The organism is Actinomadura sp. SCN-SB, from assembly GCF_043906805.1.
Classification (GTDB): Bacteria; Actinomycetota; Actinomycetes; order Streptosporangiales; family Streptosporangiaceae; genus Spirillospora.
The window spans coordinates 58,849-83,778 of the sequence record NZ_JBIMPP010000010.1; the positions used below are offsets into that span (position 1 = coordinate 58,849).

Genomic DNA, 24,930 nt, shown 5'->3' on the forward strand with positions numbered 1-24,930 from the left:
TTCTTCTCCGCTTCCGCCCCGCTTTAACGTCTCACACCCGATGACCGGCAACGACCGCGTGGGGGGACGATCAGGCGGTGCCCGGCGTGCCCGTCCACTTAGTGCGGGTTGGTGGCGAGCAGCTCGGCGAGCAGATCGTCGAGGGTCACGATGCCCGCCAGCGCGCCCTGGGCGTCGTTCACCACGGCGAGCTGCGCGCGGTCGCGCCGGAGCCCGGCGACCGCGTCGAGGACGGTGGTCCCCTCGGTGAGGACGGGCGCCGGGTGGGCGAGCTCGGCCGCGCGCCGTTCCCCGTCGGGTTCGGTGACGGCCGCGCGAACGTGCACGATCCCCGCGACGCCGCCGCCGGAGTCGCGGACCACGATCCGGCTGTGACCGCTCTCGGTGGCGATCCGCCGCACCTCGGCCGCGGTCGCGTCGGCGCCGATCGTGGTCACCGCGGTCACCGGGACGACCAGGTGGCCGACCGTCGCCTCCCGGGCGGCGATGGTGCGCCGCAGCAGCTCGTGGTCGTGCCGGCCGATCAGGCCGAGCCTGCGGGACTCGCCGAGCAGGTGGCGCAGCCGCTGCGGGTCGGTGTGGTCGTCCAGCTCGTCCTTGGGCGTGATCCGGATGAGCCGCAGCAGCCCGTTGGTGATGCCGTTGAGCGCGGCGAGCACCGGGCGCGACACCTTGGCGAACGCCCGGAACGGCAGGGCGAGGATCAGCGCGGACCGCTCCGGGTAGGCGATCGCCCACGACTTGGGCGCCATCTCCCCGATGACCATGTGCAGGAAGGTCACCACGGCGAGCGCGACGCCCAGCGCGACGGCCTTGGAGCCGGCCTCGGGCACGCCGAGCGCGTGCAGCGGCGGTTCCAGGACGTGCTCGAACGCGGGCTCGGTGACGATGGCCAGGCCCAGCGAGCACATGGTGATGCCGAACTGCGCCCCGGCGAGCATCAGCGACAGCTCGCGGGTGCCCGCCAGCGCCGCCGCGGCGGGACGGCTGCCCCGGGCCGCCGCGCGTTCGAGCTGCGGGCGGTTGGCGCCGACCAGCGCGAACTCGGCGGCCACGAAGAAGCCGTTGCCGATCAGCAGCAGCACCGTGACCAGCAGCGTGGTGATCAGGCGGGCTCACCTCCCGCGGCGGGGACGAGGTCGACCGTGCGCAGCCGCACCTCGTCGGGGACGCGGCGGCGCACGGTGACGACCTCCAGCACGACGCCCGTGCCGTCGTCCAGGCCGATCGAGAGCCGGTCGCCGGGTGAGGGCAGCCGCCGCAGCCGGGCCATGACCAGGCCGCCGAGGGTGTCGTAGGCGTCGCCCTCGGGCAGGTCCAGGCCGGTCAGCCGGCCCACCTCGTCGATGCGCATGCCGGCGTCCACGACCCAGGAGCCGTCGGCGGCGGCGGTCGGGGCCGCCTCGGCGGCGTCGGTCTCGTCGGTGATCTCGCCGACCAGCTCCTCGGCGATGTCCTCGAAGGTGAGGATGCCGGCGAGGCCGCCGTACTCGTCGACGACGCAGGCGAACTCCTCGCCGGTCTCGCGCATCTGCTCGATCACCCCGTACAGGGGCTGGCTGCCCGCCACCAGCAGGGGCTTGCGCGCGATGCGGCGGATCTGGGTACGCGAGGACAGCGTGTCGTCGGCCACCTCGCGGGCGCCCGCGACGCCGACGACGTCGTCCACGTCCTGCCCGTACACCGGGTAGCTGGTGTGGCCGGTCTCGGCGATCAGCTCGACCAGCTCGGCGACGGTGGCGTCGCCCGGCAGCGCGCGGACCTCGGGACGCGGCACCATCACCTCGTCCGCGGTCCGGTCGCCGAACGACAGGGCGCGCTCCAGCACGCCCGACAGGTCGGCGGGCAGCAGCCCGGCGCTGTAGGAGCGGCCGATGATCTCGCCCAGCTCCTCCAGGGTGGCGCCGCTGTGCGTGGTCTCCACCGGTTCGACGCCGACGGCGCGCAGCAGCCGTTCGGCGGCCCGGTCGAACAGCCGGATGATCGGGCCGAACACCGCCAGGTACACCAGCGTGGACGCGGACAGCGCGCGGGCGATCGACTCGGCGCGGGCCAGCGCCAGGTTCTTGGGGAACAGCTCGCCCAGCAGCATCTGGATCAGCGTGGCGAGCGCGAACCCGGTGCCCAGCGCGATCGCGCCGGTGGCGCCGGGCGGCGCGCCCGCGGCCCGCAGCAGCGGCTCGATCAGCTCGGCGAGCGCGGGTTTGGCGATGAAGCCGACCACCAGGGTGGTCATGGTGATGCCGAGCTGGGCGCCCGACAGCATGAACGAGAGCCGGCCGACGACCTTCAGGGCCCGCCGCGCGGCGGCGTCCCCCTGCTCGGCCCGCTGGGTGAGGCGCGCCCTGTCGGCGGCCACGAACGCGAATTCCTGGGCCACGAAGTAGCCGGTCGCCGCGGTCAGCACGATCACGGCGAGGATCCCGAGGACGGCGGTCAGCACGACCCACCGCCGGGTCTATGACTGGGGTCCGACACCGCGGACTCTCAACTCCTCTCACCTCGACAGTAGGAGCAACGTCACCTCATACCAGGTGGTTCCCGGTTGACAACCCGTCGCGGGGTGATGATCGCCTCATCCCGCGCCGGCGGCGGCCGGAACCGGTCTCGCGATCACCGGTACCCCGGTTCCGGGTGATCATGGGACCGCCGGTCACGCGGCCCGTCTCGGGCGGTTGTGCCGGATAGTGTCACCGATCACACTGAAGAGGGAGTGCGCGCCGGAAGCTGGGGTCGCGGGGCGCCGATGGAGGCGGGCCCCGGACCGGCGGGCCCGGCGTCGGGGATCGCAGTGAACGAGAGCGGGGCCGTCCGCGGAGCGGGCGGCGGACCGGCGGGATGGACGTGAGCGAGAGCGGGGCGGGCGCGACCGCGCCGATGAGCCGTGAGGGGATCGACCACGCGCTGCGCGCCCTGCGCGAGGAGAAGGAACGGATCTCCTCGGCGCTGCTGGACCTGGAGGACCACGAGGGCACCCGGCTGCTGAAGGGCGCCCGGCTGGCGGGCGAGACCTGGCGCAGGTGGGAGGACGCCAAGACGGAGATCGCCTACGTCTGGCGGCTGTACGACGCCTACCAGCGGACGCTGGGCGCGGCGGCGGAGCTGCGCGAACGGCATCCCAGGCCCGGCTCGGCGGTGCTGGTGGAGCTGACCGGGCTGCTGGCGGGCGCGTCGGTCGAGGTGCCGGACGGTGAGATCCCGCTCGCGCGCAGGACGCTGCTGGGCGAGACCCGGGAGCGGATCACGCTGGACGAGGCCGTGTCCCGGATGTCGGATGGGTACGCGCGCGCGGCCGAGGTGATCGGGGCCGCGGACGCGGCGTGGACGGCGCTGCTGGTCCCGCTGGAGGACATCGAGGGGACCTGGCGCGACACGGCGCGGCTGGCGCAGGGGCTGGACGGTTCGCGCCATCCCGAGCTGGACCGGCTCGGCCGCGAGCTGAGCGCGCTGGGGATCGTGGCCCGCACCGACCCGCTGTCGCTGGTGGGCGGCGACGGCCGTCCCGACACCTCCCGCCTCGACCGGATACGGGACTCGCTGGAGGCGTTGCGCGCGTCGCTGGCCGAGGCGGCGCGGCTGCGGGACGGGTACGAGCAGCGGCTGGCGGCCGTCCAGGCGTCCATCGACGACGTGGAGGCGGCGGAGCGGCGTGCCCGGGAGGCGCGCACCACGGCGGAGCTGAAGATCGTGTCGGCGGGGCTGCCGGAGCCGCCGTCGCAGGGCGGCGGGCTGCGGCACCGGCTGGCGGGCCTGGAGGAGCTGCGCCGCGGCGGGCGCTGGGCCGAGCTGGCGGCACGGGTGGCCGAGCTCGACCGCGCGACCGGCGCGGCGCTGGCACAGGCCGAGGACAACCTGAGGCTCAGCACCGGACTGCTGGACCGGCGCGGGGAGCTGCGCGGCCGTCTGGAGGCGTACAAGGCCAAGGCGGCGCGCCTGGGCCTCGCCGAGGACGAACGGCTCACCGAGCTGTACCAGCAGGCGCGCGACCTGCTGTGGACCGCTCCCTGCGACCTGCGCCGCGCCACGGCCGCCGTGGCCGCGTACCAGCGTGCCATCAGGGACCGCCGGGACGAGCCCCGCTCCGGCGGCTCCGGCGGGGAACGGGACGAGAGCGAGACGGGGGCGGGCCGGTGAGCGCGGCGGCGATGGTGGAGCCGTGCGGCCAGCCCGGCTGCTCGGGGAACGTTCAGGCGGACGGCTTCTGTGACGTGTGCGGCATGGCCCCGCCCGCCGCCGCTGCCGCCGCCCCTCCGGCCTCCGCCCCTCCGGCGGGTGGACCGGATCAGCCGCGGTTGCCCGGGTCGGCGCCGCCCGAGGCGGGGTCGGTGTCGCCGACGACCCCGTCCTCGATCCCGCCGTCCCCCGGGTCGGCGGGCTTTGGGTCGGCGGGCTCTGGGTCGCGCAGCTCGTCCGGGCGTACGGCCACGCGCGGGACGATGGGCGGCGGCACCGGGTCGAGCGCGTCGGCGCGGCGCGGCATGCTCGGCGCCGGCTGGGTCGAGGTGCCGCCCGTCCCGTACCGCGACCCCGCTTCGGCGATCATGGAGAAGCCGGAGGTGCCGGAGAAGCGGCGGTTCTGCAGCCGCTGCGGCGAACCCGTCGGGCGGTCGCGGGACGGGCGTCCCGGCCGGACCGAGGGCTTCTGCCGCGCCTGCGGCCACCCGTTCTCGTTCACCCCCAAGCTGCGGCCCGGCGAGCTGATCGGCGGCCAGTACGAGGTGCTGGGCTGCCTGGCGCACGGCGGCCTGGGCTGGATCTACCTGGCCCGCGACCACAACGTGAGCGGCCGCTGGGTGGTGCTCAAGGGGCTGCTGGACACCGGCGACGCCGACTCGCTGGCCGCCGCGACCGCCGAGCGCGCGTTCCTGGCCGAGGTCGAGCACCCCAACATCGTCAAGATCTACAACTTCGTCCGGCACGGCGACTCCGGCTACATCGTCATGGAGTACGTCGGCGGCCGGTCGCTCAAGGACATCCTGCTGGCCCGCCGCCGCGAGCTGGGCGAGCACGCCTCGCTGCCGCTCGGCCAGGTGATCGCCTACGGTCTTGAGGTGCTGCGCGCCCTCGGCTACCTGCACGGCGTGGGGCTGCTGTACTGCGACTTCAAGCCCGACAACGCGATCCAGTCGGAGGAGCAGCTCAAGCTGATCGACCTGGGCGGGGTACGGCGCGCGTTCGACGTCAACAGCCCGATCTTCGGGACGCCCGGCTACCAGGCGCCGGAGATCGCCGACGCCGGTCCCTCGGTGTCCTCCGACCTGTACACGGTGGGCCGGGCGCTGGCCGTGCTGAGCTTCCCGTTCCGCGGGTACACCGGCCGCCACCTGCGTAGCCTGCCGCCCCGGGACGAGGTGCCGCTGCTGGTGCGGCACGAGTCGTACTACCGGCTGCTGCGCCGCGCCACGCACATGGACCCGGCCCGCAGGTTCCAGAGCGCGGCGGAGATGGCCGAGCAGCTCACCGGCGTGCTGCGCGAGGTGCTGTCGGCCGACGACGGGCTGCCGAGGTCCGCGCCGTCCACGCTGTTCGGGCCGGAGCAGCACACCGCGGGCACGGAGATCACCAGCCTGCCGCAGATGCGGGGCACCCGTGGCGCCGGGGGCTCGCCGAACGGGGCGCAGGCCCCCGTGCTGGCGCCGCTCGCGCCCGTCGCCGCCGCGGCGGCGCTGCCCACCCCGCTGGTGGAGAGCGGTGATCCGGCGGCGGGCTTCCTCGCCGGGCTCACCGGCCGCGATCCGCACGAGCTGGCCGCCGCGCTCGCCGCCGCCCCCATGCCGTCCCTGGAGGTGTCCCTGGCGCTGGCCCGCGTGCGGATCGAGCTGGGCGCGCTGGACGAGGCGGGCCGTCTTCTGGACGACATCGCGGCGCGGCACCCCGACGACTGGCGCGCCGACTGGTACCGGGGCGCCGCCGCGCTGGCCGGGCGCCGCTTCGCCGACGCCATCGCGATCTTCGACGATCTGTACGATCTGATGCCGGGGGAGACGGCGCCGAAGCTGGCCCTGGCGTTCTGCCACGAGTGCGCGGGCGACACCGTGCAGGCCGCCCGCTACTACGAGACCGTCTGGCGGACCGATCCCACGTACGTGAGCGCCGCGTTCGGCTTGGCCCGGGTACGGCTGGCCGTGCGCGACCGCAAGGGCGCTCTGGAGGCGCTCGACTCCGTTCCCCGTATCTCAAGCAACTACATCAACGCGCAGCTCGCCTGCGTGGTCGCGACCGTGCGGGGACGCAGCCCCGGGGAGCTGACCGCCGCCGCCTTGACCGAGGCGGGCCGCCGCCTGGAGAACCTGCGCCTCGACACCGAGCGCTACAACTCCTTCGCCGCCGAAGTGCTGGAGGCGGGTCTGGCCTGGATCCGCGCGTCCAGCCGTCCGCTGGTGCCCGGCCCGCGGCACCCGGGGGAGGAGCTGCTGGGCACGCCCCTCACCGAACCGGCGCTGCGGCGCAGGCTGGAGGAGATCTACCGGCTGCTGGCCAAGCTCGCCGACGGCTACGACGCCCGCCACGACCTGGTGCGGCGGGCCAACGCGGTCCGGCCGAGGACGCTGTTCTGAGGATGGACGGGTGCTGACGATGGGCGGGTGCTGACGATGGACCGCGCGGGCACCGGTCCCGGCGGTGACGCCGAACCCGCCGGCGAGGGGATCGCCACGTCCTGCCCCGCCTGCGGCGAGCCCCTCGACCCGTCCGACCGGTTCTGCGAGGCGTGCGGGAGGTCGCGGGCGGGGCCGCGCGCCGTCATCGAGATCCCCGAGATCCGTCCCGAGGCGGTTCTGGAGACCTCGTCCCGCCGGGTGCGCCCCGCGCCGCCCGCCGAGTGCGCGGACTGCGGCGCCACCGGCATCGACCGGGACGGCTACTGCGAGCAATGCGGGCTGCGCCAGCCCACCGGCAACGAGCACGTCGAGATCGAGCTGGCGGGGCCCGCGCGGGACGGCCCGGTCCGCGCCGCCGGGGTGAGCGACCTGGGCCGTCGCCGCAGCCGCAACGAGGACGCCCTGGCCATGGCGGCGCTTCCCCGTACCGTGTGCGCGGTGGTGTGCGACGGCGTCGCGTCCGCCCCCGGATCGGACCAGGCCGCGCAGGTCGCCGCCGACACCGGCACGGTCGGGCTCGCCGACCTGCTGGTCGCCGGGTACGACGCCGTGGCGGCCACGCGCGGGGCGATCCAGCGCGCGGGCGGTGCCGTCGCCGAACTCTCCGACACCCGCCACAACCCGCCCGCCTGCACCTACGTGTCGGCCGTCGTGTCCCAGGAGTCCGTCACGGTCGGCTGGGTGGGCGACAGCCGCGCCTACTGGATCGGCGCGCCCGCCGGGAACAACGGGCACGGCGGGTCGGCGCTGCTGACCCGGGACGACTCGTGGGCCGACCTGATGATCGCGCGGCGGGCGATGTCCGAGGAGGCGGCGCGCTCCGATCCCCGGGCGCACCTGCTGACCGGCTGGCTGGGAGCGGACGCCGAGACGTCCGCCCCCCACACCGTGACGTTCCGTCCGCGCGGCCCCGGCATGGTGGTCATCTGCAGCGACGGGCTCTGGAACCACCTGCCCGAGCCGTCCGAGCTCGAATCCGCGCTGCGCGAGACGTGCCTCGCGGAGAACGGGCTGCTCGCCGCGGCGCGCGGGCTCGTCCAGGCGGCCCTGGACGCCGGCGGGCACGACAACGTGACGGTCGTGCTGATCCCGTTCCCGCCCCTCTCCCCCACGTCCGGCCCGGCCTCCGCTCTTCCCTCCGAACGGGCGTCACCCGCTCCCGCTCCCACCCCTGTCCCGTGTCCCCCATCTCCGGACCCGCCGTTCCCGCCCCCGCCGGGTCCGGACGGAGCCTCCAGGGAGCCCTCTCATGAGTAGCGACCTTCCTGAGTTCAGCATCCGTGTCGACCAGAACCCCTACCTCCCGGCGGGCGGCCGGGAGATGCACGCCATCATCGGCATCGAGGCCAGGGGCGCGCCGGGCCGCACGGCCGGGGAAGGGGCCGCCGCGCCCGAGGCGTCCACCGCCGAGGCCGCGGAGATCATCATCATCGACTCCTCCGGGTCGATGTCGTACTCGGGGAAGATGGCGGCGGCCAAGCGGGCCGCCAAGGCGGCGGTGAACGTGCTGCGGGACGGCGTCCACTTCGCGGTGGTCGCCGGCGCCAACCAGCCGCGCATGATCTACCCGCAGGGGCAGCGGCTGGTCCGGGTGGACGCCAGGACGCGGCGGGCGGCGCTGAGCGCGCTGTCCACGCTGGACGCGGCGGGCGGCACCGCCATCGGGTCGTGGCTGCGGCTCGCCGGGCGGCTGTTCGCCGACCACAGCGGCGCCGTGCGGCACGCGATCCTGCTCACCGACGGCAAGAACCAGCACGAGAGCGACGCCGAGCTGGACGCGGCGCTGGCGGCCTGCTCGGGGGTGTTCGTCTGCGACGCGCGGGGCGTCGGCACCGACTGGAACGTGGCCGAGCTGCGCAAGATCTCCTCGGCGCTGCTCGGCTCGTTCCTGGACGTCCCCGACCCGGCGGACCTGGAGGCCGACTTCCGGGAGATGACCGCGGCGGCGATGGGCAAGCGGGTGGCGGACGTCGTGCTGCGCGTGTGGACGCCGCGGGACGCGAAGCTGAGGTTCCTCAAGCAGATGGTGCCGACCGTCGAGGACCTGACCGGGAGGCGCTCCGGCACCGGCCAGATCGGGGACTACCCCGTCGGGGCCTGGGGCGACGAGGAGCGCGAGTACCACCTGTGCGTCGAGGTGCCCGCCGGGGACATCGGGCGGCAGATGCGGGCCGCCTGGGTCAAGGTGATCGCGCCCGGCTCCGCCGACACGGCGGAGCGGGAGCTGGCCATGGGCAACGTCCTGGCCGAATGGACCGACGACGAGGCCAAGTCCACCCGGATCAACACCAGGGTGGCGCACCACACGGGCCAGTCGGAGCTGGCCGAGGCGATCCAGGAGGGCCTGGAGGCGCGCCGCTCGGGCGACGAGGAACGGGCCACCGCCCGGCTCGGCCGCGCCGTCGCGCTGGCGGGGCAGGTCGGCAACGCGCAGATCGCCGAGCTGCTGGACCGGGTCGTGGAGTACGACCACGAGACCGGGACGCACCGGCTGAGGAAGGACGTGTCGAAGGCCGACGAGATGTCGCTGGACACGCGGTCCGTCCGTACCGTGCGGACGGCCCAGCGCGCCGGCACGGCGGCGGGCACGGGCGGCGCCACGGCGGACGAAGGGCATCCGGGGACCCGCGCCACGCGTCCCACCCAGCAACGGGAACCACGGGACCAGCAGGGTGAGGGGTGAGGGCATGCCGATCTGTCCGAGCGGGCATACGTCCTCGTCCGCGGACTTCTGCGACGTCTGCGGCGACCTGATCCCCGGTGCGCCCCGCCACACCTTCGAGGAGGAGCCCTCGGGCGGGCGTGCCGCGCAGGAGGAGACCTGCCCGCTGTGCGGGACACCGCGCTCCGGGCGGTTCTGCGAGGTGGACGCCTACGACTTCGAGACCCGCGCGGTCCGTAACGTCGCGATCTCCCAGATGACCGCCGAGATGTACCCGGAGCCGCCGTCCGTCCTGCCCGAGGAGCGGTCGGTGCCCGTTCCGCCGGAACGCGGGGACGTGAGCTGGTCGGTGGCGATCAACGCCGACCGCGCCTACTACGACTCGGTGATCGCGCTGGGCGGCCCGGACGCGGCGTCGATCGCGTTCCCCCCGTACTGCCCGGAACGGTGGATCGCGCTGGCGGGAGAGCAGGTCAGGATCGGGCGCCGGAGCAGGTCACGTGGCATCGACCCCGAGATCGACCTGAGCGAGCCGCCGGAGGACCCGGGCGTCTCGCACCTGCACGCCGTCCTCCTCGCCCAGCCGGACGGGACGTGGGCGCTGGTGGACCCCGGCTCCATGAACGGCACCACGCTGAACGGCGGCACCAAGCCGCTGGACGTCAACGTGCCCGTGCCGGTCGGCGACGGCGACCGCATCCACGTGGGCGCCTGGACGACCATCACGCTCCGCCTCCACCAGGGCGTACCGGAGGGTCGGCCGGGAGGTGCGGAATCATGAGCGGACCGCGGACCACGGTGACCCCTTCGCCGCCCGCCCCGGCTCCCGCGCCCGAGCCCGCGCCGCCGTCCCCGCCCGCGCCGGTGCCGGTTGGGGGCGCGCCCGCCCGGTCCGGTGGCCGCCTGGCGACGTTCGTCCGGGGCCGCTGGCTGAAGACCGTTCCGGGACGGATCAGGCTGTACGCGGCGGCGGCCCTCGCCGCGACGGCGCTGCTGCTGCTCGCCCTCACCATGACCATCGGGATGGCGCGCGACGGCGTGCAGACCATCGGGCACGACGCCGGTCCGCAGGTCGTGGCCACCGGCGAGCTGTTCTTCGCGCTCAGCGACATGGACGCGCAGGTCGCCGACGTGCTGCTGATCGGCCGCGAGAGCGACCTGGGCATCGGCAAGGACGAGTCGCTGCGGCTCTACGACCAGCGCCGCAGGGAGGCGGGCCAGGCGCTGGTGGACGCGTCCCAGCTCGCCGGCCAGGACGCCGACCGGCAGCGGACGGTGCGCGAGACCATGGAGGCGCTGGGCCGGTACGAGCGGATGGTGGGCCGCGCCCTGGTGCTGAGCGAGCAGGCCGCGTACGCCCCGGGCGAGCCGCCGTCCGGAGTCGTCGCCGCCTACCGGCAGGCCACCGACCTGATGCGGATGGAACTGCTGCCCAGGGCCTACAACCTGACCCTCGACAGCGGCGCCACCGTCCGGCAGGGGTACGAGGACCGGCGGCAGGCGGTCCTGTCGGGGCGCGTCTGGGTGCTGCTGGCCGGCGCGCTGCTGGCCGGCGTGCTGCTGGCCGCGCAGATCTCCCTGGCCCGCGGCTTCCGCCGTACCGTCAACCCGGCGCTGGCGCTGGCGACGCTGGTCACGCTGCTGCTGGCGGGGGCGGGCGTCGCGGTGCTGACGGCGCAGGCGGGCCATATCCGCACGGCCAAGGAGGACGGCTTCGACTCGATGCTGACCCTGTCCCGGGCCCGCGCGATCAGCCACAGCGCGTTCGCGGACGAGAGCCGCTACCTGCTCGACCCGCAGCGCGCCGACACCTACGAGCAGACCTACCTCGACAAGGCGCTCTCCGTCCTCTACATCGACCCCGGCGACCGCCCGCTCAACCTGGAGACCTACTACCGGCTGGTCGGCCAGAAGCTGGCGTCCTATGAGCCGGGCGGCGACAGGGTGGACTTCCTGGGGTTCTTCGGGGACGAGGCGAGGAAGGCCGGCACGCCGCAGGAAGGCCGCCCGCTCGGCCGCACGCTGCGCGCCTACGGGCAGGTGCTCAACAACGACCGGCTGATGCGGGAGCGGGCCGGGCGCGGCGACCGCGCGGGCGCGATCCGCCTGCGGATGGGACGTGGCCCCGACGGCTCGATCAACCTGTTCGAGGAGTACGACCGGGCGCTGGTGGCGCAGACCGGGGCGCACCGCGCCGAGTTCGACCGGTCCATCGCGTCCGCGGACGACGGGCTGCGCGGCTGGACGGCGCTGCCCCCGGCCGCGGCGCTGGTCATCGCCGTGCTGGTGCTGGCGGGGGTGCGGCCCCGGCTGGCGGAGTTCCGCTGACGGAGGAGGACGGAGGAGCACACGATGCGCATCCCCAGAGGACGCGTTCGCGCGGGCGCCGCCGTGTTCACCGCGGTGGCCGCCGTCGCCGCGGCGGCGGGTTGCGGGATCGGCGGAGGCGAGGCCGGGTCGGTCGCCGCCAAGCGGTCCCTGGTGATCGGGGTCAAGGCCGACCAGCCCGGTCTCGGGCTGCGCTCGGGCGGCACCTACACGGGGTTCGACGTGGACGTCGCGGTCTACATCGCCGGGCGGCTCGGCGTCCCCAGGAGCCGGATCACCTTCCGCGCCACGCCGTCGTCCATCCGCGAGAAGTCGCTGCGGGACGGCGATGTCGACATGATCGTCGCCACCTACTCCATCACCGCCAAGCGCAAGACGCAGGTGACCTTCGCCGGGCCGTACTACGTCCCGCACCAGGACACGCTGGTCCGGGCGGACGACACCACCATCCGCAACGTGCGCGACCTGGCGGGCAAGCGGCTGTGCGAGGTCACCGGGTCCAACTCCTGGCGCCGGGTGATCGAGGAACGGAAGATCGCGGCGACCCCGGTGCGGTCGCCCACCTACAGCCGGTGCATGGACATGCTGGCGGCCGGGCGGATCGACGCGGTGTCCACCGACGACCTGATCCTCGCCGGGTTCGCCGCCGACCGCCCCGTGAAGATCATCAACGCCCCGTTCACCGACGAGAAGTACGGGGTGGGCCTGCGCAAGGGCGACCTGGACGGCTGCGAGGCGGTCAACCGCGCCATCACGCAGATGTACCAGTCCGGCCATGCCGCCACGTTGCTGAACAAGTGGTTCCGGCGGTCCGGGCTCAAGCTGGCCACCAGCGTCCCCCAGTTCGAGGGCTGCTCCTGAGCCGCCTTCCGGCCGGGTGCGGGCCTCCCGATAGGGTGCGGGCTCGGGAGGGCCTTCTCAGGTGCGGTCCTCTCAGGGGGCGGTCTTGGAGGGGAGCGCGTTGATGGCCTCGCGCAGCGTGTCGTAGATGGGGATGAACTCGTCGACCGCGGTGATCCGGAAGACCCGGCGCACCCGGGGCGGGACCGCGACCAGCGCGATGGCGGTGCCCTGCTCGATCGCCCGCTTGTTGGCGTTCACCAGCGCGTTCAGCCCGGTGGAGTCGCAGAAGGATACCTCCCGCATGTCGATGACCACGGGACCGCCCGACTCCAGCGCCTCGTTCAGGGCCGCCTCGAAGCGCTCGCGGGACACCACGTCGATCTCGCCGCGCGCCCGGACCACCGCGCACCGGTCCTGGCGCAGCAGCGATGCGTCGAAGTCCATGGGCAACCTCCCGTCCCGAGCATGAGCACCCGCGACCCCGGCCCTGTGCCGCCCCAGGATCGCGCACTCCTGCCCGCAATCCAAGTCCGCGGGCGAAGGCGCGTGGCCGCCCTCCACCTCTCCGACGTTAACCGATCTTCGTGGCGGCGCGCGCACAGGACCCCCGGAATCCGGCCCGCAATGCTACCGACGGGAAACCTACTTTTGGGTAAGAAATGGCGTCCGATTGGATCGATGGTCCAATGTCGGTGTGTTGCGACCGGAGTGTTCCGATGCGGGTAGATCCCTCTGGATGGCCGTGCTGACCTGCGGAAACGCCATTCCGTTCGGGGGTTGCGCCGGGAAAGTGCGATGGTGGCGGCGTTGCGGTGGGACGCAAGGGTTACAGTGGCGTTGGCAAATTCTGGAGGCCGGGTGTTCTACACATTCATGCTACGGGTCGTCGCCCCGATCCTGCGGGCGCTATTCCGGCCGAGGGTCGAGGGCCTGGAGAACGTTCCCCGCTACGGGCCCCTGATCGTGGCCAGCAACCACCTGTCGTTCATCGACAGCTTCATCATCCCCCTGTCCCTCCCGCGCCCCGTCACCTACATCGCCAAGGCCGACTACTTCGAGGGCAAGGGCCTCAAGGGGTGGTTCGTCCGCTGGTTCCTCACCACCCTCGGCCACGTCCCCATCAAGCGCGGCGCGCAGCGGGCCGCGATGGGCGCGTTGCAGCAGGGCTTGGAGATCCTCGACAACAGCGGCGCCTTCGCCATCTACCCCGAGGGGACCCGGTCCCCCGACGGCCGCCTCTACCGGGGACGCACCGGCGTGGGCTGGCTGGTGCTGGCGTCCGGCGCCCGCGTGCTGCCGGTCGCCGTGGAGGGCACGGACAAGATCCAGCCGCTCGGCGCGTCCGTGCCGCGCGTGCTCGGCCCCCGTCCCACCGTGCGGATCGCCCCGCCGATGGACTTCGGCCACTACCGCGACCTGCCGCCCGCCAAGGCCCGCCGCGCCATCACCGACGAGATCATCGAGACGATCCAGAAGCTGTCCGGCCAGGAGTACGCGGGCACCTACAACGAGCGCGCCGACGCCGACACCCGCTCCGACGGGTGATCGGGGCGCGCGGCGTCCTGACCGCGCAGGTCAAAAGGTGTGTGAAAGTGTGTCGTCCGGCGTGTCGCCGAGGCCGCCCGCCGTAGGGTCACCTGCCATGGCGCACAGGCTCACATCCCACAGGCTCCGTTCCTGGACGTCGCTGGCGCTGGCGGTGGTGGCGGCGACGTCCACGGCGGCGGCGTGCGGCGGCGGCGGTGGCGAGGACGAGGGCGATGGCGGCGGCGCCGGGCAGCCCAAACCCGCCGGACGTGCCGCGCTCGCCGGCACCGCCTACACCTCCGACCAGCTCGAACAGGCGCTGCTCACCGAGGCCCCCGGCTACCGGCGCAACGGCGAGCCCGACTCGGGCGAGTACGGGGCGCTCAAGGCCGTCCAGAACTTCAACCAGCTCCAGCGCCAGGTCACCATCGACAAGCCCGCGTGCGGCAACTACGGCTCGACCCGTCCCGGCGGGCCGCCGGTGGACAAGACGTCGCCCGCGGCGATCATCTCGTTCACCAAGGGGAACGGGCAGAGCGTCACCGAGACCCTGATGTCGATGTCCGACGACGCCGCCGGCAAGCACGTCAACTCCCGCGTCCCGGACGGCTGCGAGACGTTCCGGACCAAGGTCGGCGGCCAGTGGGCCGACCACCGGGTGGTGCAGCCGCCACCGGGCCGGATCGGCGAGGGCTCCCGTACGGTCGGCATCACCACCTCCAGTGGGGGCTCCACCTTGAAGTCCTGGTACGTGGTGCTGCGCGGGCGCCGCTACGTCGCCACGATCAGCCTGATCGGCCCCAGGGCCACCCGTGCCGAGGCCGAGCAACTGGCCCGGCAGGCCGACGCTCAGGCGCGCCGCATCCTGCCCTGAGCGATCACCACTCGCGGGCGGTCGGGTGGACCGAGTAACGTTCCCCTACCGAATGACCGACCGTGAGCGAGCGGGGGAACCCTTGATCGGCAAGGAGGGCCGGGTGACCGGCAAGATCGGCCCAGGGCTGGTCGGGGAGGTCATGATCCCTGTCCGCGGCGGTGTGGAGGCGTTCTACGCCCATCCGGTGAACCCGCGCGAGGAGTTCAGCCCCGGCACCATCGTGGTGGTGGTCGAGTACCACCCGCCCCGTACCGTCTACGTGGCCCAGGCGCTGGGCTGACTACGGGCATCGGCCGGAACCGGCCGATGCCCGTATCGTTTGCTTCTGAACCAAGCGACCGTTTCTCGCGTCTCAGAGAGACCGATTCCCGCTTTTGGACGTGAGGGAGGGCTGCATGCCCGTTGTCATGGTCGTGGTCGCCGCCGTAGTCGGCCTGGTGGTGCTGATCATTCTGTTCAAGATGGTGTGGCGGGTGGCCGAGCCCAACGAGGCCCTGATCATCTCCGGTCTCGGCGCACGCTCCAAGCCGATCGACGGGGTCGACAGCCTCGGCTTCAAGATCGTCACCGGTAAGGGCACGCTCGTGCTGCCGGGCTTCCAGACCGCCCGCCGGCTGCGGCTGGACAGCCGCGCCGCCAACCTCGAAGTCAACTGCGTCACCCAGCAGGGGATCCCCGTCCACGTCCGGGGCGTGGTGATCTACAAGGTGGGCGACGACTTCCGTTCCATCGCCAACGCCGCCCGCCGCTTCCTGGAGCAGCAGAAGTCCATGGACGGCGCCATCCACGAGCTGTTCACCGGCCACCTGCGCTCCATCATCGGCAACCTCACCGTCGAGGACCTGATCCTCAACCGGGAGCGGCTGACCAGCGAGACCCGTGGCTCGGCCGCCGACGAGATGAGCAAGCTGGGCCTGATCGTCGACTCGCTGCAGATCCAGGGCATCGAGGACGACACCGGCTACATCAACAACCTGGGCCGCCCGCACGCCGCCCGGGTCGCCGCCGCCGCCCGTATCGCCGAGGCGGAGCGCGACCAGGAGGCCACGCAGCGCGAGCAGGAGACCGAGCGCCAGAAGGCCGAGGTCGTCCGCGACACCGAGATCAAGAAGGCCGAGTACGCCGGTCAGGTCAAGCAGGCCGAGCAGCAGGCCCGCCAGGAGGTCATCCTGCGCGAGACCCGCAACGCCGAGCTGGAGGCCGAGCGCACCGAGAAGCAGCTGGAGAGCCAGGTCCGCAAGCCCGCCGACGCCAAGGCGTACGAGCAGATCAAGCTGGCCGAGGCCGAGCGTGAGGAGCGCATCGCCTACGCCCAGGCCGCGGCCACCGAGGTGCAGCTCAAGGCGCAGCGCGAGTCCGAGGCCATCCGGCTGATCGGTGAGGCCGAGGCCGAGGCCACCCGCCGCAAGGGCCTGGCCGAGGCCGAGGCGATCAAGGCCCGCGCCCAGGCGCTGGCCGAGAACCAGGAGGCCGTCATCGCCCAGCAGCTCGCCGAGAACTGGCCGCAGATCGTCGAGGCCGGCGCCGGTGTCTTCGGCAACGTCGACAACATGGTCGTCCTCAACGGCGCCCAGGGCATGGAGGAGATGCTCGCCAAGGCCCTCACCCTGGGCGGCACGGGCCTTGGGCTGGCCCGCACCCTCCTCAACAACCTGAACGGCACCCAGGCCCAGGCCACCAACGGCGCCGTCCCCGCGGTCCCCGCCGCGACCCCTACCGCCACCCCCGACAACGACTGACCCCAACACCCGGATGCCCCGGGCCTGGCGGAAGCCGGGCCCGGGGCATTGCGATCTACGCGCCTCGGCACATCCCCATCACCTCCGAGGTCGGCCCGAAGTGGACGGTGCTCCCAATAGTCTGGAGACATGTCCGTGCCACGGCTCGCCGTCACCGTTGATCTCGTCGTGCTCACGGTGCGGGAGCAGCGGTTGTGCGCGCTGATGTGGCGGCGGGACCGCGCTCCGTACGACGGGTGCTGGTCGTTGCCCGGCGGGTTCATCCAGCTCGACGAGGATCTGCCCGCCGCCGCGGCGAGGCTCATGGCGGAACGGGCGGGGCTGGCGGACGTCCGGATCCACCTGGAGCAGCTCGCCACGTACGGGTATCCCGACCGCGATCCGCGCCAGCGGGTGGTGAGCGTGGCCTACCTGGGGCTGGCGCCCGATCTGCCGGCGTCCAGCCGCGCGCAGGTGCTGTGGACGGCGGTGGACGATCTGAAGTGGCGGGACCGGGCCGCCTTCGATCACCGCCGGATCCTGTGCGACGGCGTGGAACGGGCCAGGGCCAAGCTGGAGTACACCTCGCTGGCCGCCGCGTTCTGCCCGCCCGAGTTCACGGTGGCGGAGCTGCGGCGGGTGTACGAGATCGTGTGGGGCACCGGGCTGGATCCGCGGAATTTCCATCGGAAGGTCACGGGAGCGGACCGGTTCCTGATTCCGACGGGACGGACCACGACCCGGGACGGCGGGCGGCCCGCGCAGCTGTACAGGCGTGGCGACGCCGAGCAATTGCGCCCGCCGATGCTGCGGCCGCGTCCCTGACCTGGTCAGGCCAGGTGACATGGCATCGCGCCGGGATTGCTAGCGTGGGGCCTATGGATGGTGATTTGTCGGAGGAACTCGGCTTTCTGGTCCGCGATATCGGAGATGCCGGAATCGCGGAAATGGCCGGTTCTCCGGCGCTGGCCGCGGCGGTCGACCAGCATGCGGCGGCGGTCCGCGATCTGCTCGTCGGCCCAGGCGGATCCCATCCGGGTCCGGACGCCCTCATGAAGTACCTGCACGACTTCGCCGAGGCCGCGTTCCGGCGGGGCTGGTGGCCCGGTGACGCGCGCGACTGGGAGTTCGTGCGCATCGTCACCGTGTGCTGGATGATGCGCCACGGCGCCGCGCCGCCGTCCCAGAACGGGTCGTAGGCTGGGCGGACGCGCTTCATGCCCTGTGCCTGTAAGACCGAGGAGGACAACGGTGTCCGAGGCACCCACCCCCCGCTTCCGCTCCGTGCTCGACCGGTTCCAGCCCTACCGTCCCGGTAAGGCCGTGGTGTCGCCTGAGGGCAAGTCGTTCAAACTGTCCTCGAACGAGTCCCCGCACGGCCCGCTTCCGTCCGTCCTGTCGACCATCGCGGACGCGGCGCTGCGGGTGAACCGCTACCCGGACAACGGCTGCGTGGCGCTGGTGGAGGCGATCGCGGACCACCACAAGGTGCCCGCCGACCACATCGTGGTGGGGTGCGGCTCCGTCGGCGTGACGCAGATGCTGCTGGAGGCCGTGGGCGAGCCCGGTGCCGAGGTGCTGTACGCGTGGCGGTCGTTCGAGGCGTACCCGCTGCTGGTGGCGCTGTCCGGCGCGACGCCCGTGCAGATCCCGCTGACCGGCGAGACGCATGACCTGGCCGCGATGGCCGAGGCCATCACCGACCGGACGCGGCTGATCTTCGTCTGCAACCCCAACAACCCGACCGGCACGGTGGTGCGGCGGGCCGAGCTGGAGGCGTTCCTGGACCGGGTCCCCGCCGACTGCCTGGTGGTGCTGGACGAGGCGTACCGCGAGTACATCCGCGACGCCGAGGTCCCGGACGGCCTGGACCTCTACCCGGACCGCCCCAACCTGGCGATCCTGCGCACGTTCTCCAAGGCGTACGGGCTGGCGGGGCTGCGCACCGGCTTCATGGTCGCCCACCCACGGGTCGCCGAGGCCGTCCGCAAGACCTACCTGCCGTTCACCGTGAACGCGATCGCGCAGGCCGCGGCGATCGCGTCCCTGGCGGCCACGGACGAGCTGCTGGAACGGGTGGAGGGCACGGTGAAGGAGCGCGAGCGGGTCCGCGACGCGCTGCTCTCGGACGGCTGGACGGTGCCGCCGTCCGAGGCCAACTTCGTCTGGCTGCGCCTGGGCGAGCGGACCATGGAGTTCTCCGCCGCCTGCGACGCCCAGGGCGTCAGCGTCCGGCCGTTCGCCGGGGAGGGCGTCCGCGTCTCCATCGGCGCGCCCGAGGAGAACGCGGCGTTCCTGGCCGTGGCCAGGTCCTTCCCGCACCGGAACGGGCCGGAATAGAGATCGCGGCGGGGACCGTCCAGGGCCACCAGGAGAGGGCGGCCCGGGCCCTTCCCGCCGAGCGCGTCGAGGAGATGGCGGTATGGTGGCTGCGCCATGCCTCCGGGCCCTCCCGGCGGGGTCAGGTGCCCGTCTTGGGGCCCAGCTTCTCCACGATCAGCCGGTAGAGCTGGCGCGGACGGCCCGGCTGCGGGGTGCGGTTCGGCGGCAGCGGCCAGGCCAGGCCCTCCTCCACCAGGGTGCGCAGCAGCCGGCGCGCCGTACGCGGGGTGACGCCGAGCATCTTGCCCGCGTTCTCCGCGTCCACGATCAGCGGCTGCTCCTGGTCGCCCAGCTTGTCGGCCAGCCGGGCGAGGATCTCCAGCCCCTTCGGCTTGGCCTGCGGCTGTGTGCGCGGCGGCGTGCGCGGCGCCGGTACGAGGGCGCGGCCGTCGCGGTCGAGCGCGAAGCCCTGGGCGCGCTGGGAGCTCTGCGAACGGGCCAGCGCCGCGCGGGCGTGGGTCTCCGCCTCGTGCGCGGTCCGTCCCATCCCGATGCCGACCTCGATCGCCAGGCCCAGCTCCTCGCGCACCCGTTCCACGAACGGCGGCGTGCGGAAGCCCTCGGTGCTGGCGGTGACCGAGCCTCGGGTGGCGATGACCAGGTAGCTGTGATCGTCCAGTGGCCACACCGAGGCGTTCATCCGGTGCGCCTCCTGGAGCAGCACCCGGTGCAGCGCCAGCTTCAGCTCGTCCCGCCAGTAGCGGGGGGTGACCCGGCGCGGGGTCTCGCGCAGCGTGGGCACGTCCACCAGGACGACCACCAGCTGCGACTCCTCCAGCCTGTGGTGCGCGCCGAGCAGCGCGGCGGTCTGCAGCGAGCTGCGGATGGCGGCTCCGGTGGGCCGCACCCTGATGGTCGGCACCCCGGCCATCTCCATCCGCTCCGCGGTGGCGTGGACGCAGGTCATCGCGACCGTGGTGGCGCCGCGCCGCCACAGCCGCTCGTGGAAGGCCGCCAGCGTGCCCGGACCGGCCGCCTCCTCGCGCAGGTGGACCTGCTCGGTGCCGAGGCTGATCTCGGCGTAGGCCTCCTCGACCTCGGCGCGGCCGAGCACGTCGATGCTCACCCTGCCCGGGTCGTACCGGTCGTCGAGGGACGCCCGCAGCAGCGCGCCCTGGAGGGCGGCGCCGTTCAGCGGGACGTAGGTGGCCGGCATGGTCAGCACCCCGGCCTTGCGGGCGAAGTCGTAGGGGACCGGGCTGGCGAACAGGCACACGTCCACCCCCGAGCCCAGCCGCACGACCTTGTCGGCCGCCTCCTGCTCGTCCCGGTACGCGGCCGCCACCAGCCGGCTCGGCACCGGTGTGGGGCCGTGTCCCATCAGCATGACCCGTTCGACGAGGTCATGCGGGCCCACGACGCCGATGGTGAGATCAGGGGTCACCGACCCCGTCCTCGTCGCGGTCATCGGGGTTCGCTCACTTCCCGGCCAGCCTCGTGCCGGCGTGCCGGCTCCGGCCATGCGTTCGCGCACGCTCCGCCCAAAGGTTGACTCATGGCTTCTCGCCCCTGCCTTCTGACCCTGCACCGCAATCCCGCGATTCGCTCCCTAGTGGGCAGATCGGTCAGGGCGATGATGTGTGACGCCCAGACGCGAAGTCGAATCAAGAGTGCGGCGAAAAAGTAACCTACGCGACCCCCTAGTCAGTAATTTGTCCCCAATCGGTCAGTCTTGATCCAGCATCTTCGGTCGTCCGAAGTACAAAAACAAGACCCGAAATCACCATGGGTCCGGCTGCGGGGCACCGATCGACGCCATGGCGGGCGGTTTGGCGTCCGTTTTGTTGGTTGATGGGGTGAAACGCGGACGCTCGGCGCCGTGACCCTCCGGAAACACAAGGGATCCGGCCGTTTTCGGTCACGGCCCGTCCGCGACGGCGGCTTGTCCGGCGTTTTAACAGGTCATGGGCATGATCATGGCCGATGGCCGCGACTCGCCGTCCGAATGGCGTCGGCGGCCTCCGGGATCCGGGCGTCCACCATCGGCCACCGAAAAGGCCGGTGTCCCGTCCCGAACGGACGCGCACACCGGCCAGGGAGTCAGAGTCAGGTCATGCGATCCTGTCAGGCCGCCTTGTCGGTGCCGTTCCGCGAGCCGCCGCGGCGCCCGTCACAGTTCCTCGCGGGTGATCTCCGCACCGAGCTGGGACAGGCGTTCCGCGACATGCGCGTGGCCGCGGTCGAGGTAGTAGGCGGAGGTGATGGTGGTCTCGCCCTCGGCGGCCAGCCCGGCGAGCACCAGCGCGCTGCCACAGCGCAGGTCGTGCGCCTCCACCTCGGCGCCGTGCAGGGCGCGCGGGCCGTCCACCTTGGCCCGGTTCCCGTTCACCTCGATGTTCGCGCCCATCTTGGTGAGCTCGTCGGCCAGCTTGAACCGGCCGTCGAAAATCCGCTCGTAGATGTAGGACGGGCCGTCCGCCAGGCAGGACAGCGCCATGATCGGGGACTGGAGGTCGGTGGCGAAGCCGGGGTACTCGTCGGTGATCACGTTGATCGGGCGCAGCGGCCGGTCGCGCCGCACCTGGAGGACCGCGCCCTGCTGGTGGAACTCCAGCCCCATCTGCTCCAGCTTGTCGCCGGCCACGCCCAGGTGCTCCAGGTTCGCGCCGACCAGGTTGAGCTCGCCGCCGGTGATGCCGGCCGCCATCACGAACACACCGGCGTCGATCCGGTCGGGCATCACGGTGTGCTCGACCGCCGACAGCTCGTCCACGCCCTCGACGGTGATGAAGCCGGTGCCCCCGCCGCTGATCCGGGCGCCGGCGGCCTGGAGGAACGCGATGTTGTCCAGCACCTCGGGCTCCAGCGCCGCGTTCTTGATCAGCGTGGTGCCGCGGGCCAGCGCCGCCGCCATGATCAGGTTCTCGGTGCCGGTGTGCGACGGCGTGTCGCAGTACAGCGTGCCGCCGCGCAGGTCGCCCGCCTTGATGTGGATCTGCCCGGCGCCGCCCGCCCCCATCTGCTCCGTCACCGTGGCGCCGAGCCGTTTGAAGCCGTTGTAGTGGAAGTCCAGGTTGCGGCTGCCCAGGTTGCAGCCGCCGACGCCCTCGATCACGGCCTCGCCGAGCCGGTGCAGCAGCGCGGGGACGAACAGGAACGATCCACGGAACCTGGAGGCGATCTCGGCGGGGAGCACCGGGCTGGTCAGCGAGCGGGCGTCGATCACCAGGGTGCGCTCGGGCTCGTGCAGCTCGGCCTTGGCGCCCACGGCGCGGGCGAGCTCCACCGCCCTCCGTACGTCCTCGATGATCGGTACGTTGCGCAGGACCGTGCGGCCCTTGGACGCCATCAGCGAGGCACCGATCATCGGGAGAACGGCGTTCTTCGCCCCCTGGATGAAGACGGTGCCGTGCAGTTTCCTGCCTCCACGCACGCGGTAGCGAACCTCGTGGCCCATGCTCATGCCGTGTGACTCCTTATAGCCGCGGATACGGTCCTGCAAGATCAATGGGCTGTCTTCCCTGCCGCCCGCTCCCGGATCGGCCGGGCACGAGGGTCGAGCGCTGTAGAACGGTTCCCCCCGCGTTGCCCAAGCGTCAGTGCGCAACGGGCCCCAAGTAAACCACCGGAAAGGCGGCGAGGAGTCCGTGCTCGTGCCGTTGTCGCCAGTCTGTCTGTATGACCGAGGAAGATGCCGGTAAGTTCGCCGATTCCTGGCAAGTCGTGCCTAGTCGCAGAGTGTCCGGCTGAGGTCTTCGGTTGCGGAGCGGAACGCGTCACCTCCCGGGCCGTACCCCTGAGGTCGGGTTTGTCACTCTTCGGAGTTATTTAGTTCGGCTGCGGGACCTCCCGCCTCGGTGCCCCGGTCCGGCTCCGCCGCCTCCAGGACCTCCACGGGATCGCCCACGGCCAGCGGTCCCGTGACGCGCGGCACGGCGTTGTGGCCGAACCGGACGGCCCCGTCGTACCTGCGGTAACCGGCCAGCGTCCGCAGCGGCTCCCGGCCGCGCGCCCCGCTGTCCTGGTCCGTGGTCGTGACCGCGCAACGACCGCACGGCTTGATCATCTCGATCACGGTGCCGCCGATACGCAGCACCCGGACCCGGTCCTCCCCGTACGCGCCCAGCCCCTCGACCACCAGGTTGGGGCGGAACCGGTTCATCGGCAGCGGCCCCTCGCCCCCGTTCGCGGCGATCCGCGCGTTCAGGTCGGCCAGGGACTCCGCCGAGATCACCAGCAGCGGGTAGGAGTCGGCGAACGCGACCACCCCGTCGCCGCGCGACGTCCGCCGCTCCCCCGTGAAGCGCACCAGCCGGCACTCGGTGGCGAGCAGCGCGGAGAACCAGTCCGCCGCCTCGTCTCCCTGATCGACGCCCTGGCAGTCCGACCGGTGCACCCGCACGTCCAAAACCCGCCCGTCCTCCACCGGCTTGTGGACGAGCGGCGCGAACGCCAACGCCGGGTCGGCCACGTCCACCGTGAGGACCTCGCCGTCGTACACCGGGCGCAGCACCGCCATCCGCGCCAGGTCGCGCTGGGACAGGAACCGGCCGTCCGGCCTGACGAGCATGAACTCCCTGTCGTACCGGAGCCCCGAGGGAAGCAGGTCGGCCGCGCGCAGCGCCGTCCCCCCGCCGCTCTTGAGGGGGTAGACGTTCAGCCCGGTGAGCCTGGCCTCCATGGCGTCACGTGAGCGCGGCCAGGCGCTCGAACACGGGGCTCAGGCGCTCCACGAACCGTTCGGGGCGGCACACCTCGTCCAGGCGCGCCTCGTCCAGGCTCAGGCCCGCCTCGGCCGCGTGCTTGCGGAGCGTGTCACGGAACGGCTCACCGGTCTCCCAGGTCTCCATGGCCGCCTTCTGGACGAGCGGGTACGCCTCGTCGTCCCGGGACATGCCCGCCTCGACCAGTTCGAGCAGCACCGTCGAGGTGTAGATCAGCCCGCCGGTGGACTCCAGGTTGGCCCGCATCCGGTCCACGTCCACCACCAGCCCGGACATCAGCCTGTCGGTGAGGCTGAGCATGTAGTCCAGCGCGATCGACGCGTCCGGCAGGGTGATCCGCTCGGTGGACGAGTGCGAGATGTCCCGCTCGTGCCACAGCGGAATCCCCTCCATCACCGGGACGACCTGCGCCCGCACCACCCGCGCCATCCCCGCGAGCCGCTCGGAGATGATCGGGTTCTTCTTGTGCGGCATGGCCGAGGACCCCTTCTGGCCCTTGCCGAACGGCTCCCACAGCTCCCTGACCTCGGTGCGCTGCCCGTGCCGCACCTCCAGCGCGATCGCCTCGCACACCGTCGCCATGATCGCCAGCGCGGAGACCCACTCGCTGATCCCGTCCCTGATCACCACCTGGGTGGAGACGTCCGCCGGCTTCAGCCCCAGCTTCGCGGCGACATGCCGTTCGACGGCCGGGTCGATGTTGGAGTACGTGCCGACCGCGCCCGAGATCGCCATCACGCCCACCGCCTCGCGGGCCCGGCGCAGCCGGTCGCGGGAACGGGCCATCGCGAACGCGAAGTCGGCGACCCGGTGCCCCCACACGTCGGGCTCGCCATGGATGCCGTGCGTACGGCCCACGCGAAGGGTGTCCCGGTGCTCCAAGGCGTGGTCGCGCAGCGTCGCCACCAGCGCGTCGGCCTTGGCCAGCAGGAGGTCGGTGGCCTCGGTCAGTTGCAGCGCCAGCGCCGTGTCGAGCAGGTCGGAGGACGTCATCCCGAAGTGGACGTACCGGGCGGCCTCGCGGGGCTCGGTGTTGTCCGCCCACGCCGACAGGAACGCGATCACGTCGTGCTGGGTGACCGCCTCGATCGCGTGCACCGCCTCCGGAGTGGGCGGCGGCGCCTTGCGGATCGGCTCCACGACCTCGGCCGGGATCGTCCCGGCCTCGGCGTGCGCCTCCACCACCAGGGTCTCCACCTGGCACCACAGCTCGTACTTGTGCGCGTCGCTCCAGACGCGGCCCATCTCCGGGAGGGTGTACCGCTCGATCACCCCAACATTCTTCCAGGTGACGCGGTGCGCCCCGCCCTTGGGGCGCGGCGGCGCGCGG

General features: G+C 72.7%; 22 protein-coding genes. 14 read left to right on the top strand and 8 right to left on the bottom strand.

Annotation, left to right across the window (positions count from 1 at the left end; all coding sequences use genetic code 11):
- Window positions 1–98: 98 nt before the first annotated feature.
- Both ACGWYJ_RS08965 and ACGWYJ_RS08970 read right to left on the bottom strand, forming a co-directional pair.
- Entirely contained in the window at window positions 99–1,085 is a 987-nt protein-coding gene (locus tag ACGWYJ_RS08965; RefSeq protein ID WP_395105214.1) for a hemolysin family protein, read from the bottom strand.
- Between the two features lie 20 nt (window positions 1,086–1,105).
- Window positions 1,106–2,443: a hemolysin family protein gene (locus ACGWYJ_RS08970; RefSeq protein WP_395105215.1), complete on the bottom strand. Its 1,338-nt coding sequence runs from the start codon at window positions 2,441–2,443 to the stop codon at window positions 1,106–1,108.
- Window positions 2,444–2,844: 401 nt separating this feature from the next.
- Here ACGWYJ_RS08970 and ACGWYJ_RS08975 point away from each other — a divergent pair, with 401 nt between their 5' ends.
- Window positions 2,845–4,134: a hypothetical protein gene (locus tag ACGWYJ_RS08975; RefSeq protein WP_395105216.1), complete on the top strand. Its 1,290-nt coding sequence runs from the start codon at window positions 2,845–2,847 to the stop codon at window positions 4,132–4,134.
- 148 nt (window positions 4,135–4,282) lie between these two features.
- Here ACGWYJ_RS08975 and ACGWYJ_RS08980 read toward each other — a convergent pair whose 3' ends face one another.
- Window positions 4,283–4,426 (bottom strand): hypothetical protein, encoded by a 144-nt coding sequence (locus ACGWYJ_RS08980; RefSeq protein WP_395105217.1) that lies wholly within the window; start codon window positions 4,424–4,426, stop codon window positions 4,283–4,285.
- A gap of 10 nt (window positions 4,427–4,436) precedes the next feature.
- Here ACGWYJ_RS08980 and ACGWYJ_RS08985 point away from each other — a divergent pair, with 10 nt between their 5' ends.
- From ACGWYJ_RS08985 to ACGWYJ_RS09010, 6 genes are read left to right on the top strand one after another with little or no spacing between them, the layout of a single operon-like run.
- Window positions 4,437–6,557 (top strand): tetratricopeptide repeat protein, encoded by a 2,121-nt coding sequence (locus ACGWYJ_RS08985; RefSeq protein WP_395105218.1) that lies wholly within the window; start codon window positions 4,437–4,439, stop codon window positions 6,555–6,557.
- Between the two features lie 36 nt (window positions 6,558–6,593).
- On the top strand, window positions 6,594–7,856 hold the full coding sequence (locus ACGWYJ_RS08990; RefSeq protein ID WP_395105311.1) for a protein phosphatase 2C domain-containing protein: 1,263 nt from the start codon (window positions 6,594–6,596) through the stop codon (window positions 7,854–7,856).
- Window positions 7,849–9,282 (top strand): VWA domain-containing protein, encoded by a 1,434-nt coding sequence (locus tag ACGWYJ_RS08995; protein WP_395105219.1) that lies wholly within the window; start codon window positions 7,849–7,851, stop codon window positions 9,280–9,282. Before ACGWYJ_RS08990 ends, ACGWYJ_RS08995 begins: the two co-directional genes overlap by 8 nt.
- A gap of 4 nt (window positions 9,283–9,286) precedes the next feature.
- Entirely contained in the window at window positions 9,287–10,042 is a 756-nt protein-coding gene (locus tag ACGWYJ_RS09000; RefSeq protein WP_395105220.1) for an FHA domain-containing protein, read from the top strand.
- Window positions 10,039–11,589 carry a hypothetical protein gene (locus ACGWYJ_RS09005; protein ID WP_395105221.1) on the top strand — a complete coding sequence of 517 codons (1,551 nt, stop codon included), beginning with the start codon at window positions 10,039–10,041 and terminating at the stop codon, window positions 11,587–11,589. Before ACGWYJ_RS09000 ends, ACGWYJ_RS09005 begins: the two co-directional genes overlap by 4 nt.
- Window positions 11,590–11,613: 24 nt before the next feature.
- Window positions 11,614–12,450 carry a glutamate ABC transporter substrate-binding protein gene (locus ACGWYJ_RS09010; protein ID WP_395105222.1) on the top strand — a complete coding sequence of 279 codons (837 nt, stop codon included), beginning with the start codon at window positions 11,614–11,616 and terminating at the stop codon, window positions 12,448–12,450.
- A gap of 72 nt (window positions 12,451–12,522) precedes the next feature.
- Here ACGWYJ_RS09010 and ACGWYJ_RS09015 read toward each other — a convergent pair whose 3' ends face one another.
- A complete protein-coding gene (locus ACGWYJ_RS09015; RefSeq protein WP_395105223.1) occupies window positions 12,523–12,876 on the bottom strand; it encodes an STAS domain-containing protein in 354 nt (117 codons plus the stop codon).
- A 414-nt stretch (window positions 12,877–13,290) separates the two neighbouring features.
- Here ACGWYJ_RS09015 and ACGWYJ_RS09020 point away from each other — a divergent pair, with 414 nt between their 5' ends.
- From ACGWYJ_RS09020 to hisC, 7 genes are all read left to right on the top strand, one after another.
- Window positions 13,291–13,977 carry a lysophospholipid acyltransferase family protein gene (locus ACGWYJ_RS09020; RefSeq protein WP_395105224.1) on the top strand — a complete coding sequence of 229 codons (687 nt, stop codon included), beginning with the start codon at window positions 13,291–13,293 and terminating at the stop codon, window positions 13,975–13,977.
- 97 nt (window positions 13,978–14,074) lie between these two features.
- Entirely contained in the window at window positions 14,075–14,833 is a 759-nt protein-coding gene (locus tag ACGWYJ_RS09025; RefSeq protein ID WP_395105225.1) for a hypothetical protein, read from the top strand.
- 103 nt (window positions 14,834–14,936) lie between these two features.
- On the top strand, window positions 14,937–15,116 hold the full coding sequence (locus tag ACGWYJ_RS09030; RefSeq protein ID WP_285699036.1) for a hypothetical protein: 180 nt from the start codon (window positions 14,937–14,939) through the stop codon (window positions 15,114–15,116).
- A 115-nt stretch (window positions 15,117–15,231) separates the two neighbouring features.
- Window positions 15,232–16,575 (top strand): flotillin family protein, encoded by a 1,344-nt coding sequence (locus ACGWYJ_RS09035; protein WP_395105226.1) that lies wholly within the window; start codon window positions 15,232–15,234, stop codon window positions 16,573–16,575.
- 129 nt (window positions 16,576–16,704) lie between these two features.
- Window positions 16,705–17,379 (top strand): NUDIX domain-containing protein, encoded by a 675-nt coding sequence (locus ACGWYJ_RS09040; protein WP_285699038.1) that lies wholly within the window; start codon window positions 16,705–16,707, stop codon window positions 17,377–17,379.
- A gap of 122 nt (window positions 17,380–17,501) precedes the next feature.
- Window positions 17,502–17,753 (top strand): DUF6401 family natural product biosynthesis protein, encoded by a 252-nt coding sequence (locus tag ACGWYJ_RS09045; protein WP_395105227.1) that lies wholly within the window; start codon window positions 17,502–17,504, stop codon window positions 17,751–17,753.
- Window positions 17,754–17,805: 52 nt separating this feature from the next.
- Entirely contained in the window at window positions 17,806–18,894 is a 1,089-nt protein-coding gene (gene hisC / locus ACGWYJ_RS09050; RefSeq protein WP_395105228.1) for a histidinol-phosphate transaminase, read from the top strand.
- 121 nt (window positions 18,895–19,015) lie between these two features.
- Here the strand turns inward: hisC and ACGWYJ_RS09055 are convergent, their stop codons facing one another.
- The 4 genes from ACGWYJ_RS09055 to purB form a co-directional block, all read right to left on the bottom strand.
- Window positions 19,016–20,344, bottom strand: coding sequence for a transcriptional regulator (locus tag ACGWYJ_RS09055; RefSeq protein ID WP_395105229.1), 1,329 nt, complete (start codon window positions 20,342–20,344; stop codon window positions 19,016–19,018).
- Between the two features lie 702 nt (window positions 20,345–21,046).
- On the bottom strand, window positions 21,047–22,333 hold the full coding sequence (gene murA / locus ACGWYJ_RS09060) for a UDP-N-acetylglucosamine 1-carboxyvinyltransferase (RefSeq protein WP_395105312.1): 1,287 nt from the start codon (window positions 22,331–22,333) through the stop codon (window positions 21,047–21,049).
- 354 nt (window positions 22,334–22,687) lie between these two features.
- A complete protein-coding gene (locus tag ACGWYJ_RS09065) occupies window positions 22,688–23,557 on the bottom strand; it encodes an MOSC domain-containing protein (RefSeq protein WP_395105230.1) in 870 nt (289 codons plus the stop codon).
- 4 nt (window positions 23,558–23,561) lie between these two features.
- Window positions 23,562–24,872: an adenylosuccinate lyase gene (gene purB / locus ACGWYJ_RS09070; protein ID WP_395105231.1), complete on the bottom strand. Its 1,311-nt coding sequence runs from the start codon at window positions 24,870–24,872 to the stop codon at window positions 23,562–23,564.
- Window positions 24,873–24,930: the final 58 nt, after the last annotated feature.